We start from the raw sequence: 13,853 nt of genomic DNA, 5'->3' as shown, positions 1-13,853 counted from the left end.
GCGTCCCTCGTCACCCTCCGGTACAGCAGCCGCCATCATCCGTCCAGCCGGCGGCCACGTCACTCGATCGGGGCGACTATTTTTCACACACAGGCTGTGGATTGTGTACGCCCAGCTCAGAGCCCGTTTGAGGATCCCGACAGCGAAGTTTTCCACAGGCCTGTGCACAACTGATCCCCCGTTTGTGGACGACGGTCCACAGGTTGTCCGCAGGGTTGTCCACCGGCTAGTTTTGACGAACGCCAGTCGCTCCATACCGTTGCGCGGGGCGCTCCACGTCTTCCGAGGCGCGCCGCGAGGTTTTGTCATACCCGCGAGGTCTACTGATGCGTGGGGGTATGACGTTGGAGGGGCGAGTGTCGATCACCGAAGACAGGCGAAGCGATCCATGGGACGACGCGACCCCGGCCGAGTCGCGTCGGCGGCCACCAAAGGACCAGGAATCTGAGCGGCCCTCCGGCGGCGCCGAGACCTTCGAGCGCACCCCGCCGCAGGACGTCGCCGCCGAGCAGAGCGTTCTCGGCGGCATGCTGCTGTCCAAGGACGCCATCGCCGACGTCGTCGAGATCCTCAAGTCCCACGACTTCTACCGGCCCAACCACACCGTCGTCTTCGACGCGATCCTCGACCTGTATGGCCGCGGCGAGCCCGCCGACGCCGTCACCGTCGCCGCGGCCCTGACCGACGCGGGCGAGATCGCCAAGGTCGGCGGCGCCGCATACCTCCACACCCTCATGGCGGCCGTGCCCACCGCCGCCAACGCCTCCTACTACGCCCGCATCGTCGCCGAGCGCGCCGTCCTGCGCCGCGTCATCGAGGCCGGCACCCGAATCGTCCAGCTCGGCTACGGCTCCGCCGGCCCCGGCGGCCGCGACGTCGACGACGTCGTCGACCTGGCCCAGCAGGCCATCTACGACGTCACCGAGAAGCGCGTCAGCGAGGACTTCGCCGTCCTCGCCGAGGTGCTCCAGCCCACCCTCGACGAGATCGAAGCCGTCGGCGCCCAGGGCGGCGTCATGACCGGCGTCCCCACCGGCTTCCAAGACCTCGACCGCCTGCTCAACGGCCTGCACCCCGGCCAGCTCATCATCGTCGCCGGCCGCCCCGGCCTCGGGAAGGCGCTGGCGCTCGACACTCCACTGCCGACGCCCGACGGCTGGACGACGATGGGGGATGTCAAGGCCGGCGACCAGCTGCTGGGTGCCGACGGCCGGCCGACCACGATCGTCAACGCCTTCGAGGTCCTGCACGGCCGTCCGTGCTTCGAGGTGGAGTTCTCCGACGGCAGCGTGATCGTCGCCGATGCGGAGCACCTCTGGAAGACCACCACGAGAGCGGCGCGTCGGAAGCATGCTGAAGCTGCGCAGACGCCGCAATGGCCGGAAGCCGCTCGGGCCGAGGTGGGCGCGGTCTTCGCCAGTGCGATGGCCGGCCCCGATTCGTTGCTGACCTTCGGCGAGGCGGTTGACCTGGTCGGACCTCGGTTCCGGCATGTGCTGCATGTCGTGGGCAGCGAGGTCGGCACGTCGGCCGACGTCGTGCGCGAATATCAGCGTGCCGGCAAGCCGTGGCGTCGTTCCATTCAGGCATATTCCAAGCACACGCTCCTGACGACGCTGCACCGGCGGGTCAACAGGACCATGAACGCCGAGACGAAGGTCAGGCACGACGGGGTCGTGACCACGCAGGACATCGCCGACACCCTCCGGTGTTTGATGGACGGTCGCCTCAACCACGCCGTTGAGAACTGCATGCCGTTGCGGCTTCCTGACAGGGACCTGCTGGTGCCGCCCTACACGCTCGGCGCGTGGCTCGGCGACGGCCATTCCGCCGCCGGTCGAATCACCACCGATGATCCGGAGATCGTCGGCAACATCGCAGCCGATGGGTTCGAGATCAGGCCGAGCTCGGCACATCCGATGCTGTATGGCATCGGCCGGGCGGGCGATCACGGTCCCGCGTTGGTCCACAGCCTCCGGCTGCTCGGTGTCCTCAACAACAAGCACGTTCCGTCCGAGTATCTGCGCGGGTCGGAGCAGCAGCGACGCGCGCTCCTCGCTGGTTTGCTGGACACCGACGGCACCGTGACGGCCACGGGCAATGCACAGTTCACGTCGACCTCGGCCCGGCTCGCCGGCGATGTCCAGGAGCTGGTGGTCAGCCTCGGCTACCGGTGCACCGTGACGACGAGATCGGTTCGGGGCCGGGCGCCGGCAAGTTCGATCGCCTACACCCTGAACTTCACCGCGGCCGACGACCTGTTCCGGTTGGGTCGGAAGCGCGCGACGCATCAGGCACGACGGCGGACCACCAGCACATCGAGGACTGGTTCCAGGTACATCGTCGACGTCCGGCCGGTGGCGAGCGTCCCGGTCCGCTGTGTGCAGGTCGACAACGACGACCACATGTATCTGGCCGGGCGCGCGATGATCCCGACCCACAACTCCACCGCCGCGATGGACTTCAGCCGGGCGGCGTCGGTGAAGCACAACTTGGCCAGCGCGATCTTCAGCCTGGAAATGTCCAAGGTCGAGATCGTCATGCGACTGCTCTCGGCCGAGGCGCGGGTGCCGCTGCACGTGCTGCGGTCCGGGCAGCTGTCCGACGACGACTGGACCAAGCTGGCGCGGCGGATGGGCGAGATCAGTGAGGCGCCGCTGTTCGTCGACGACACGCCGAACATGAACCTGATGGAGATCCGGGCCAAGGCGCGCCGGCTCAAGCAGCGGCACGACCTGAAGCTGATCATCGTCGACTATCTGCAGCTGATGACGAGCCCGAAGCGGACCGAGAGCCGGCAGCAGGAGGTCGCGGACCTGTCGCGTGGCCTGAAGCTGCTGGCCAAGGAGGTCGAGTGCCCGGTGGTCGCGGTCAGCCAGCTGAACCGTGGACCCGAGCAGCGCACCGACAAGCGTCCGCAGCTGTCCGACCTGCGTGAGTCAGGCTCGATCGAGCAGGACGCCGACGTCGTCATCCTTCTGCACCGCGACGACTACTACGACAAGGAGTCGCCGCGGGCGGGCGAGGCCGACTTCATCGTGGCGAAGCACCGAAACGGCCCGACCGACACGATCACGGTGGCGGCACAACTGCACCTGTCCCGCTTCGTCGACATGGCGATCTGACCGAGGAGGCCCGCGGCGACGTCTCCTCGTCCCGATGTCGCGTGACGGGGAGACGTGTCACGCCAGCTCGCGGCGTGAGTGCGGAAGGCACCTCCTCGGCTGCCATCTGGGGAGTCGCCGTGGCCGGCCTCATCTGGCTGGCGATGCGCGCGTTGACGGTGGCAGCGGGAGCGCCCGACCGCGGTTGAGGGCTGCGGTCGACCTCGCGGTCGGCCTGGTGCAGCGGTGCGTGTGCGGGGTCGGCGGAGGGACGTCCGGCGCGTTGAGCTGGCGTTTGACGGATCGCCGCGGCCGGAGCTGTCTGGAGTGCGTCGGCGGGCGTGTTGTCCGGAGTGTCCGGCGGCGGTCGAGGGCGACGGTCGAGGGCGGCGGTCGAGGCCGGCGGTCGGCCTCGCGGTCGGCGTTGTCTGGCGTGCGTGTGCGGGTGGCTGGCGGAAGGCGCGCTGAGCTGGCGTTCGAAGGATCGTCGTGGCCGGTCCTGTCGGTGCCGTGTTGAGGGTGTCGGTGGGAGGGGCGTCTGGCGAGCTGGTGTCCGAAAGATCGTCGTGGCCGGTTCCGTCGGGGCCGTGTTGAAGGTGTCGGCGTCTGGCGCGCTGAGCCGGTATCCCGAGATGGACTGTGGTGTCCGGGGGCGCGTTGACGGTGCCGGGGGCGGAAGGTCTGGGGCGATGAGCGCGAAGGGGTTGTCGGGGCTGGTGCGGTGGGAGGGGTGTCAGGTGCGGTTGAGGATGCGGGCGACCTCGGTGTCGGGGACCTGGCGGAAGTCGTCGTAGTAGCGGCTGACGGAGCCGAAGAAGTCGGAGGTCACGGGGCAGACGACCTCGTCGGCGAGGGTGCGCAGGCGGTGGACGGCCTGGGTGGCGCCGACGGGGACGGCGAGCACGACGCGGGCGGCGGACAGCGCACGGGCCACGGCGACCGCCGCGCCTGCCGTGGCGCCGGTGGCCAGGCCGTCGTCGATGACGAGGGCGACGCGGCCGGTGAGGTCGAGCGGGGGGCGGCCGAGGCGGAAGACGCGGTCGCGGCGGCGGAGCTCGGCGGTTTCGTGGCGGATGACGGGGGCCATCTCCTCTGGGGCGAGGCGGATCTCCCGGTTGAGGACCTTCACGTCGCAGGGGCCGATGGCGCCGAAGGCGACCTCCGGTGACCAGGGCACGCCGAGCTTGCGCACGACCAGCGCGTCGAGCGGGACGCGGAGCCGCGTGGCGACCTCGGCGGCGACGGGTATCCCGCCGCGGACCAGGCCGAGGGCGATGACGTCTGGCCGGTCTGCGTAGCTGGTGAGCAGGTCGGCGAGGGCGGCGCCGGCCTCGCTCCGGTCCCTGAAGGCCATGCTTCCTGTGTACGCCACGAGTGAGGAGGCCGGCCAGCGTCCCGGCCAGGTCGCCGGCGAGCGGCTGCATGGTCGTACAAGAGCGGCGAAAGGAAACTGGTCAGGGGCTGCCGAGCGAGGACGGCGCCGAGGCCGGGGCGGGTGTGGGGGTCGACCAGCGGCCGCCAGGTGCCGAGGCGTGCAGGGACCACCAGAGGGCGGCGAAGGCGGCCGGGTAGAGCAGGTAGCCGAAGCGGGTCGACGGGATCAGCATGATGGCCGCGGTCAGGCCGACGGCGATGACCAGGGCGGCGGCGGCAGTGGTCCGGGGCGGGCGGCGCAGGAGCCAGACGCCGATGGCGAGCCCGGCGGCGACCAGCAGCGACAGCGCGATCGTGCGGCCGGCGGGCACGGACGAGGCGATGAGCTGGCCGGGTAGCGGCGACTGGGCGGGGCTGGTGACCAGGCCGTGGCCGGAGGGGAAGCGCAGGACGTTTTCGACGAAGGCGGAGGGTGCGACCGCCAACGCCGGCAGCATCACCAGCAGCGGCAGGCCGAACGCGAAGGCCGCGAAGGACAGGGTGCGGCGGCGGAGCGGGAGGGCGAGCGCTACCAGTACCAACGCCGCAGGAAGAGCGAAGAGTTTGAGCGCGCCGGCGAGGCCGATCGCGATGCCGGCGGCGAGCCAGCGGTGTTTGGCGGTGAAGGCCAGGGCGAGCAGGCAGAGGCTGAGCACGGGAAGGTCGTCGCCGCCGGTGGTGAGGGTGAGGGCGCAGATCGGCAGGACGGCGACGGACTGGGCGACGAGGACGAGGCCGGGCGGGGCGACCAGGTCGGCGAGCAGCCGCAGGGTCCAGAGCATCACGGCGACGGTGGCGACGAGGAACCAGATCCGGGCGTCGGTCCACCAGTGGGCGCCGAAGAGCGCGCGGGGGATGCCGAAGATCGACATGCCGGGTTGGTACGGGGAGTAGCCCAGCAGCCGTTCCGACTCGGGGAGCGCGGCGATGGCGGGGCGGTCGAGGTAGGGCGTGCCGGTGTCGAGGAGGCGCCGGCCCATCTGCTCGACGACGAGGACCTCCTCCTGCGCGCGGTCGGTGCGGCCGCCGGCGCGCTGGACGGCCTGCGTGACGAGGGGGACGACCGTGACGGCGACGAAGACCAGGGCCGTGAGCAGCAGGCGGCGGAGCACGACGAACGTGATGACGAAGGCGGCCACGTAGCCCCACCAGGCGATCGCCCCCCACGCGCGGTGCGGCAGCAGGGTCGAAGTCAGGGCGGTGAGCAGGGCGAAGGCGGCCGACAGTCCGTAGAGGACCGCGTCAGTCGTCGAGAAGCGTGGCGAGGTGGCTATGGGGTCCATTCTTGCCCGGGCTCGGCGGCGGCGGAGCGGCGGGACCGGCGGTTGCGCGGGAGGCGGATCACGGTGTCGGTGTCGTGCAGGGGCGGCGCGAGGCAGCCGGGCCGGCCGTCGTGGCCGCGGCGCAGGGCGGCGAGGAGCCGGTCGGCGGGCATCGCGCGGGCGAAGAGGTGGCCCTGGCCGGCGGGGCAGCCGAGCTCCCAGAGCTGCTGGCGCTGGTCCTCGCGTTCGATGCCTTCGGCGACGACGACCAGGCCGAGGCTGCGGCCGAGGTCGATGGTGGAGCGGACGACGGCGCCGGGGGCAGAGGCGTTCATGGCGGCGACGAAGCTTCGGTCGATCTTGAGCTCGTCGACGGCGACGCGGGCGAGGGTGGCAAGCGAGGAGAAGCCGGTGCCGAAGTCGTCGAGGGCGAGGCGGATGCCCTGGTCGCGCAGTGCGGCGAGGACGTCGTCGACGACCTCGAGCTTGCTGAGCGTCACGGACTCGGTGAGCTCGATGATGAGCGACGAGGACTGGACGCCGCGCGCGGCGAGGCGGCGGGCGACGGCGTCGGGGAACGACGGGTCGAGCAGGCTGCGGGGCGACACGTTGACGGCGACCGGGATGGGGTGGCCGGCGTCGGCCCACTGCGAGACGGCGATCAGGGCCTGGTCGAGGACGGCGTCGGCGAACGCGGACAGCTGCCCGGAGCGTTCGATGGCGGGCAGGAAACGGTCGGGCGCGAGGTCGCCGCGGTCTGGGTGGTGCCAGCGGGTGAGCGCCTCGGCGGCGATGACCCGGCCGGTGGCGAGGTCGACGATCGGCTGGAAGTTGACGACGAACTGGCCTTCGGCGACGGCGCGGGCGAGGTCGCCGCCGAGGGTGAGGGTGCCGATGTCGGCGGTGTCGCGGGCGTGCGCGTAGACGACGACCCGTTGGCCGTCCTGTTTCGCCTGGTACAGGGCGACGTCGGCGCGCCGGAGCAGCTCGCCGATGGTGCCGCCGCTGGCGGTCGTGACGCCGCAGCTGGCCTCGACGCTGATGCGCATGTCGTCGAGGTGGATGGGCGGGGCGAGGGCGTCGAGGATCGCGTGGGCGCGCATCTCGGCGAGGGCGGGCGCGCTGAGGTTGGCGAGGATGACGGCGAACTCGTCGCCGCCGAACCGTGCGACGAGGTCGCCTTCGCGGACGGCGGCGGAGAGGCGCTCGCCGACGGTGGTCAGGACGCGGTCGCCCGCGGAGTGCCCGAGGGTGTCGTTGACCTCTTTGAAGTGGTTGAGGTCGATGAGCAGGACGCCGACGATGCCCTGGGCGAGGACCTCGTCGCCGTACTGCTGCAGCTTGCGCCGGTTGGCGAGCCGGGTGAGGGGGTCCTGGGCGGCGGCGCGGGCGTGGCTGTCGGCGAGGCGCTGCGTCTCGGCGAAGGTGGAGGCGTTGCGGATCGCGGTGCACAGCGCGGCGGCGAACGTGTGCAGGGTGTACCCCTCGCGCTCGGTGAGCTTGACCGGTGCGCGGAAGCGCAGGCGCAGCTCGCCGAGGTCGGCGTCGCCGCGGTAGCTCTCCAGGCTGATCGGGATGACGAAGCCGCCCGCCGGCGGTGCGTCCTCGGGGGTGCCGTCGTAGAGGATGTCGCGGCCGTTGCTGCGCACGAGGCGGGTCTCGCCCGTCGGCGGGCGGATCTGGACCTCGACCTCGTCGGTGGAGAAGAGGGCGGCGGCCTTGCGGACGGCGGCGTGCAGGACGGCGGTCTGGTCGACGGAGTTGAACTCGTCGGTCGCCTCGGCGAGCCGCTGCCAGGCCTCGTTGCCCTGGCGGGCGCGGATCCGATTGCCGGAGGCGAGGTGGATGCACCACAGCAGCAGCGGCAGGACGAACAGGAGCCACTGGTTGACGTGGTACAGCACGACGGTGGTGACGGCGATGCCGAGCGTGCCGACGCGCAGGACGGCGAGGATGTTCCAGTCCGCGACCAGTCGCTGCCGGTAGGGCGTGCCGGTGAGCATGGCGAACAGGCCCTGCGAGACGAGCTCGTCGACGACGGTGTACGCGAGGAAGGCGACCACGGTCGCGGAGAGCGCCGAGGTGAGCGGGTCGGCGCGGTCGACGTGCACCAGGAGCGGCTCGAAGCCGGTCGCCGCGCAGGCGAAGGCGGCCGCGGCACCGGCGAGGACCTCCTTGCCGATGTTGAAACCGATCTTCACCGGGACGTGCGTGCGATTCAGCGACTGATCGACGATTTTGCCGATGGCCACTGAAAGGATCACGAACGGCGGCGGCAGGAACACGGCGGTGGCGATGATGACCGCCGATACGGGCGTCGAGCCGGTGTTGGCCGAACGGATGCGGATGCTGATCCGCAGGTAGCGGCAGCCGAGCACGAGCACGGTCGGCAGCGGGAGGAAGAGCGCGAGGCTGCCGTAGTCCGTGATCAGCCAAAGCGCGGCAAGGACGGCGATGCCCGCACCGACGACGACGGGACCAACGAGACGCCAGAGGCGCCGGTTGGTCGCGTCGTCGGTACCGATTGGTCGTTGCATCGCGGTCTGTTCATCGTGACGGATGGTCGGGCGTCCCTGTCAAGCCCGGTTTCGATTTCAGAGCCACTCGTGGATACGCATTGCTGCCCCCTTCGAGGTTCGTTCATCGCGGCGAACGGTCCCCGTGTAACAAGGGATTGATGTTCATCAACCCCTGTCTTGATGAACGAAGCCTAGGGTGCGGGGCGCGAGTTGCCCATCCCAATATGTCCGTCGACTCATAGTTTGCGAAGAAAGGCACGGCTTGTCATATTTTGGTAACGTGAAAGTTACTCTCCGTGTAGCGGAATCGACGCACCCACCCCCTTAGCGTGCATGATCAAATCGAACTCCACTGCACGGCCGTTAGGGTGATGTCGTGGCAAACGAACTGACCCACGTCGACCGGTCCGGTGCGGCTCGGATGGTGGATGTCGCCGGCAAGGAAATCACCGCCCGACGTGCGGTTGCCGCTGGTTCCGTCCGCACCACGGTGGATGTAATAGCGTTGCTGCACGACGGTGCGTTACCCAAGGGTGACGCATTGGCGGTTGCTCGGATCGCCGGAATCATGGGTGCCAAACGCACGCCCGATCTCATCCCCTTATGTCATCCGATCGCGCTTCACGGGGTGACCGTGGACTTGACGCTGCGTGACGATACGGTTGATATTGCGGTGACGACCCGGACCGCCGACCGCACGGGCGTCGAGATGGAGGCCCTCACCGCGGTCGCCGCCGCAGGTCTCGCCCTCATCGACATGATCAAGGCGGTCGACCCGGCGGCCTCGCTGGAAGGCGTACGGGTGCTGCGCAAGGAAGGCGGCAAGACCGGACTGTGGGAGCGCAGCGAATGAAGGCCGTCGTGATCGTGGCGTCCAACCGGGCCTCCGCCGGCGTGTACGCCGACACCAGCGGACCCGTCCTCGTCGCCGGCCTCCGCGAGCTGGGCTGCGACGTCGGCGACCCGGTCGTCGTCCCCGACGGGCCACCCGTGGAGGAGGCGCTGCGCGCCGCGGTCGCCGGCGGCGCGGACGTGATCGTGACCAGCGGCGGCACCGGCGTCACGCCCACCGACGCCACCCCGGAGATGACCCGCCGCGTGCTCGACTACGAGGTGCCCGGCATCGCGGAGGCCATCCGGGCCGCGGGCGCGGCCAAGGTGCCGACCGCGATCCTGTCCCGCGGGCTCAGCGGGGTCGCCGGGCGCACCCTCATCGTCAACCTGCCCGGCTCCAAGGGCGGCGCCAAGGACGGTCTCGCCGTGCTCGGGCCGGTCCTGGCGCACGCCGTCGACCAGCTCCGCGGCGGCGATCACTGACGGTCTAGGCTCGACGCGTGACGTTACCGATCGCGTGGGTCGACGCCCGCGAGGCGGTGTTCGAGGCCGGCTCGGCGGCCGCTTCGGTCGCCGTGTCCGTCCCCCTCGCCGAGTCCGACGGCCTCACGCTGGCCGATCCGCTGACCACGCTCACCGCGCTGCCGGCGTTTCCCACCTCGAGCGTCGACGGCTGGGCCGTCCGCGGCGCCGCGCCCTGGCGGATCACCGGCCGGGTCCTCGCCGGCGACGTCGCGCGGCCACTGACGGCCGACGGCACCTGCGTGGAGATCGCGACCGGTGGCATGGTGCCCGAAGGCACCGACTACGTCGTGCGTGTCGAGGACTCCAAGGTCGACGGCGACCGGGTCCTGTCCGGCGAGCCGCGCAAGATCCCCGACTGGCGGATGATCGGCGAGGAGGCCGCCCTCGGCGAGGAGCTGCTGCCGGCCGGCACCCCGATCACCCCCGGCGTCATCGGTCTCGCGGCCGCCTGCGGCTACGACACGCTGCGCTGCCGGCCCAAGCCGCGCAGCGCGCTGCTGGTCTTCGGCGACGAGCTGCTGACCGCCGGCGTGCCTGGCGCCGGCCGGGTCCGCGACGCGCTCGGCCCCTCGCTGCCCTCGTGGCTGCGCCGCGCCGGCACAGAGGTCGTCCACCACCGCGCCCCGGTCGCCGACACCCTCGAGGACCACGTCGCCGCGCTCAGGACCGCCGTCGACGCCGGCGCGCAGGTCATCTGCACCACCGGCGGCACCATGCACGGGCCCGTCGACCACCTGCACCCGGCGCTCGCCGAGCTCGGTGCCAACTATGTCGTCAACACGGTGGCCGTCCGGCCCGGATTCCCGATGCTGGTGGCGCAGCTGCCCGGCGGGCAGTTCGTCGCGGGGCTCCCCGGCAATCCACAGTCCACCTTCGTTGCGTTGGTGTCGTTGGTACAGCCGTTGCTCGCCGGACTGGCCGGCCGACCCCGGCCCACGCACGCGACCGTCAGCCTGGGCGCCGACATCCCCGGACGGGGTGATTTCACCCATCTCGCCCTGGTGCGCCGAGACCCGGTGGACGGACTGGCCTATCCGGTCGCACACGCTGGGTCTTCCATGCTTCGCGGGCTGGCCAACTCGATCGGATTCGCCGTCATCCCGCCCGGAGGGCGCGGTCTCGCGGGGACGCCGGCACAGCTCGTACCACTGCCGATACTGGATGGGGAGCGGGTGTGACCGACCGAATCACGGTGCTCGTGACCGCCGAGCCGATCGACGTGACGTCGCACGAGCAGGCGGTCGCCGACCGCGCGGCCGGAGCGGTCGTGTCCTTTGCGGGCGTGGTGCGCGACCACGACGGCGGGCGTGGGGTCGTCGAGCTGGAGTATGAGGGGCACCCCAGCGCCGGTGACGTGCTCGCGGAGATCGCGGCCGAGATCGCGGCCGAGCCCGCGGTGCACGCGCTCGCCGTGTCGCACCGGGTGGGGCGGCTGGAGATCGGCGACGTGGCGCTGGCCGCGGCCATCTCCACGTCGCACCGGGCGGACGCGTTCGTGCTCTGCGCACGGCTCGTCGACGAGGTGAAGGCGCGGCTGCCGGTGTGGAAGCGGCAGGTCTTCACCGACGGCGAGGAGGAGTGGGTCAACTGCCCTTAGGGCCTTTGACCGGCTTACGGGAGCTTCCTGGCCAGGCGGGCGATTCGGGCGTCGCGCTGGGTCGCGTTGACCACGTGCCTCGCCTCGCGTTGCGCCGTGTGGATCGCGTGCCTGGCCTCGCGTCGGGCCGTCTTGGCGGTGTACCCGGCCTCGCGCCGGGCACGCTCGGCGGTGTTGCGCGCCCGCCAGGCGATGCTGGGGCGGCCCTCGTTGTCCAGTGCGGCGAAGATCAGGCCGCCCACCAGGCCGAGGTTCTTCAGGAAGTTGATCCGCTGCTGGTTGCGCTGCACCGGGTCCTCGGCCTCCCAGAACGCGTGACCCGCCAGCGTCGTCGGCACCAGCGACCCCGCCAGCACCAGCGCCGCCGGGGTCGTCGCACGGCCGGTGGCCAGCAGGATCCCGCCGGCGACCTGGGCGGCGCCGTTCACCCGTACCAACGTCTCGGCGTCGGTCGGCAGGCTCGGGTGCACCGCCTTCAACGCCGGCTCCAACCGGTCCGTGACCGGCCTGGCCTTGTCGGCGAGCTTCGCCGGGGCACGCAGCGCGGCCCAGCCCTGAATCACGAAGATCGCGGCGAGCATCGAGCGGGCCGCGGTGCGCACGGGTCTCATGCCCGGGTTCATACCCAGCCAAGGAATGTCGTACCCCATCACTACGCTTCGCAGCATGACCGAAACTTCGACGGAGACGACGGTCTGGACCACCGACCAGGTGATGGCGCTCGCCCCTGACGCGTCCGCCCAGCGGGCGGCCCGGGGCATGGCCGGCGACCGCGCCTGGCTGGAGTCGGGGCTCAGCGCCACCGACGAGCTGCCACCGACGATCTGGGGCCTCTGCCAGGGCAGCGGCAGCACGCCCTACCAGACGGCCGTCGATCTGACCGAGCCCGCGTTCAAGTGCACGTGCCCGAGCCGCAAGTTCCCCTGCAAGCACTCCCTCGCCCTGCTGCTGCGCTGGTCCGCGGGCAGCGTCACCGACGCCACCGCGCCCGGCTGGGTGCAGGAGTGGCAGTCCTCGCGCGCGTCCCGGCGTGTCTCGGCGGCGGCGCCTCCGGCCGACGGTGCCGGCCCGGCCGGCGGCGGCTCCACGGGCGGTGGCAGGGCTCTGCCCGGTGAGAAGGCGCAGGCCCGCCGGGCCGACCGGATCTCCGCGGGCCTCGACGAGCTCGACCGCTGGCTGGCCGACCAGGCCCGCGCGGGGCTCGCCGGCGTCGCCAAGAGCGGCTATGCGCACTGGGACACGATGGCCGCCCGGCTCGTCGACGCCCAGGCCGCGGGGGCCGCCGGCATCCTGCGCCGCACCTCGGCCGTCACCGGCTCCCCCGAGCGGCTCCTCGGCGAGCTCGCCCGCCTCCACCTGCTCGTCGGTGGCTACCGGCGGCTCGCCGACCTGCCCGACGACCTCGCCGCCAGCGTCCGCATGCGCGTCGGCCTGCCCATCGCGACCGAGACCGTGCTCGCCGGCCCCGCGCTGCGCGACCGCTGGCAGATCCACGGCGTCCGCGACGAGATCGAGGACCAGCTCACCGTCCGCCGGGCCTGGCTGCGCGGCGCCTCGACCCTGCGCCCCCTGCTCGTCCTGTCCTTCGCCGTCGCCGGCCAGTCCCTCCCGGTCGACCTGCTCCCCGGCACCGAGCTCGACGCAGACGTCTGCCTCTACCCGGGCGGCCAGCCCGCCCGCGCCCTGATCGCCAAGCGCCACGCCCCGCCCGCCCGCATGCACACCGTCGCCGGCGCCACCGGCATCGAGCCCAACCTGCGCGCCCACGCCGCCGCCCTCGCCGAGGACCCCTGGCTCGACTACTGGCCGATGACCCTCGACGCCGTCTGCCCCACCCGCGACGCCGGCACCTGGCACCTCGTCGACCCGTCAGGCTCCGCGCTCCCCCTCGACCCGGCCGCCGGCGACCCGTGGCGCCTCCTCGCCATCACCGCCGGCCGCCCCGCCACGGTCACCGGCGAATGGTCCGCCGGCGGCCTGCGCCCCCTCGGCGCCTGGTCCGAAGGCCGGCTGGTCCGCCTATGACGTGCCAAGCCTCCACCCGCTCCGCCGTGCCCGCGACGGGCCGGGCTTCCGCCCCCACCCGGTCCGCCGCGACCAGGCGTGCGCTGCCGGCGTGCGGAGCCGTCACCTCCGCCACGGTCGGGCATGTGCCGGTGACGGGCCGAGCTTCCGCCGCGACCAGGCATGCGTTGCCGGCGTGCGGAGCCGTCATCTCCATCCGGCCTGCCGCGGCTGGGCATGTGTCTGTGACTGGCCGAGCTTTCGCCTCCACCCGGACCGCTGCGACCAGGCATGCGTCTGTGACGGGCGGACCGTTCGCCTCCACTCGGGCCGCTGCGACCAGGCGAGCGTTGCCGGCGTGGCGAGCCGTCACCTCCATCTGGCCCGCGGCGGCCGGGCATGCGTCTGTGACGGGCGAAGCGTTCGCCTCCACTCGGGCCGCTGCGACCAGGCGAGCGTTGCCGGCGTGGCGAGCCGTTACCACCACCCGGCCCGCGGCGGCCGGGCATGCGGTGCTCGCCACCAGGGCTGTAGCCGGCCTCGCTGTGGTTCGGGCACTGTTGCCGGTGGCTGTCGCGGCCACGTGTTCGTCGCG

Annotated in this window: 10 protein-coding genes; 6 read left to right on the top strand and 4 right to left on the bottom strand. The window is 71.8% G+C overall.

The window, feature by feature from the left end:
• Positions 1 to 326: 326 nt before the first annotated feature.
• Positions 327 to 3,125, top strand: a complete 2,799-nt coding sequence (gene dnaB, locus ABZ321_RS08400) for a replicative DNA helicase (RefSeq protein ID WP_354890192.1) — start codon at positions 327 to 329, stop codon at positions 3,123 to 3,125.
• 712 nt (positions 3,126 to 3,837) lie between these two features.
• On the opposite strand, the gene ABZ321_RS08395 is transcribed toward dnaB, so the two are convergent.
• The 3 genes from ABZ321_RS08395 to ABZ321_RS08385 form a co-directional block, all read right to left on the bottom strand.
• A complete protein-coding gene (locus tag ABZ321_RS08395) occupies positions 3,838 to 4,458 on the bottom strand; it encodes a phosphoribosyltransferase family protein (protein ID WP_344508565.1) in 621 nt (206 codons plus the stop codon).
• A gap of 100 nt (positions 4,459 to 4,558) precedes the next feature.
• A complete protein-coding gene (locus ABZ321_RS08390) occupies positions 4,559 to 5,800 on the bottom strand; it encodes a glycosyltransferase family 87 protein (RefSeq protein WP_354890190.1) in 1,242 nt (413 codons plus the stop codon).
• Complete coding sequence (locus tag ABZ321_RS08385; RefSeq protein ID WP_344508569.1) at positions 5,788 to 8,316, bottom strand: EAL domain-containing protein; 2,529 nt, start codon at positions 8,314 to 8,316, stop codon at positions 5,788 to 5,790. The genes ABZ321_RS08390 and ABZ321_RS08385 overlap by 13 nt, the downstream gene beginning before the upstream one ends.
• 358 nt (positions 8,317 to 8,674) lie before the next feature.
• On the opposite strand from ABZ321_RS08385, the gene moaC reads away from it, so the two are divergent.
• The 4 genes from moaC to ABZ321_RS08365 are packed head-to-tail and all read left to right on the top strand — an operon-like array spanning position 8,675 to position 11,254.
• On the top strand, positions 8,675 to 9,151 hold the full coding sequence (moaC, locus tag ABZ321_RS08380) for a cyclic pyranopterin monophosphate synthase MoaC (protein WP_344508571.1): 477 nt from the start codon (positions 8,675 to 8,677) through the stop codon (positions 9,149 to 9,151).
• The gene (locus tag ABZ321_RS08375) at positions 9,148 to 9,615 is read left to right on the top strand and encodes a MogA/MoaB family molybdenum cofactor biosynthesis protein (protein WP_354890187.1); all 468 of its coding nucleotides are present in this window, start codon (positions 9,148 to 9,150) and stop codon (positions 9,613 to 9,615) included. The genes moaC and ABZ321_RS08375 overlap by 4 nt, the downstream gene beginning before the upstream one ends.
• Positions 9,616 to 9,632: 17 nt before the next feature.
• A complete protein-coding gene (locus ABZ321_RS08370; RefSeq protein ID WP_344508575.1) occupies positions 9,633 to 10,835 on the top strand; it encodes a molybdopterin molybdotransferase MoeA in 1,203 nt (400 codons plus the stop codon).
• A complete protein-coding gene (locus ABZ321_RS08365) occupies positions 10,832 to 11,254 on the top strand; it encodes a molybdenum cofactor biosynthesis protein MoaE (protein WP_344508577.1) in 423 nt (140 codons plus the stop codon). Before ABZ321_RS08370 ends, ABZ321_RS08365 begins: the two co-directional genes overlap by 4 nt.
• A gap of 14 nt (positions 11,255 to 11,268) precedes the next feature.
• Here ABZ321_RS08365 and ABZ321_RS08360 read toward each other — a convergent pair whose 3' ends face one another.
• Positions 11,269 to 11,865, bottom strand: coding sequence for a DoxX family protein (locus tag ABZ321_RS08360; RefSeq protein WP_354890184.1), 597 nt, complete (start codon positions 11,863 to 11,865; stop codon positions 11,269 to 11,271).
• 55 nt (positions 11,866 to 11,920) lie between these two features.
• Here ABZ321_RS08360 and ABZ321_RS08355 point away from each other — a divergent pair, with 55 nt between their 5' ends.
• On the top strand, positions 11,921 to 13,279 hold the full coding sequence (locus ABZ321_RS08355) for an SWIM zinc finger family protein (RefSeq protein WP_354890182.1): 1,359 nt from the start codon (positions 11,921 to 11,923) through the stop codon (positions 13,277 to 13,279).
• The last annotated feature ends 574 nt before the right edge of the window (positions 13,280 to 13,853 follow it).

Source organism: Dactylosporangium sp. NPDC006015 (genome assembly GCF_040614215.1).
Taxonomy (GTDB): Bacteria; Actinomycetota; Actinomycetes; order Mycobacteriales; family Micromonosporaceae; genus Dactylosporangium; species Dactylosporangium maewongense.
Note: the sequence above shows the minus strand (reverse complement) of the source record. Positions and strands in the feature narration are given on the sequence as shown.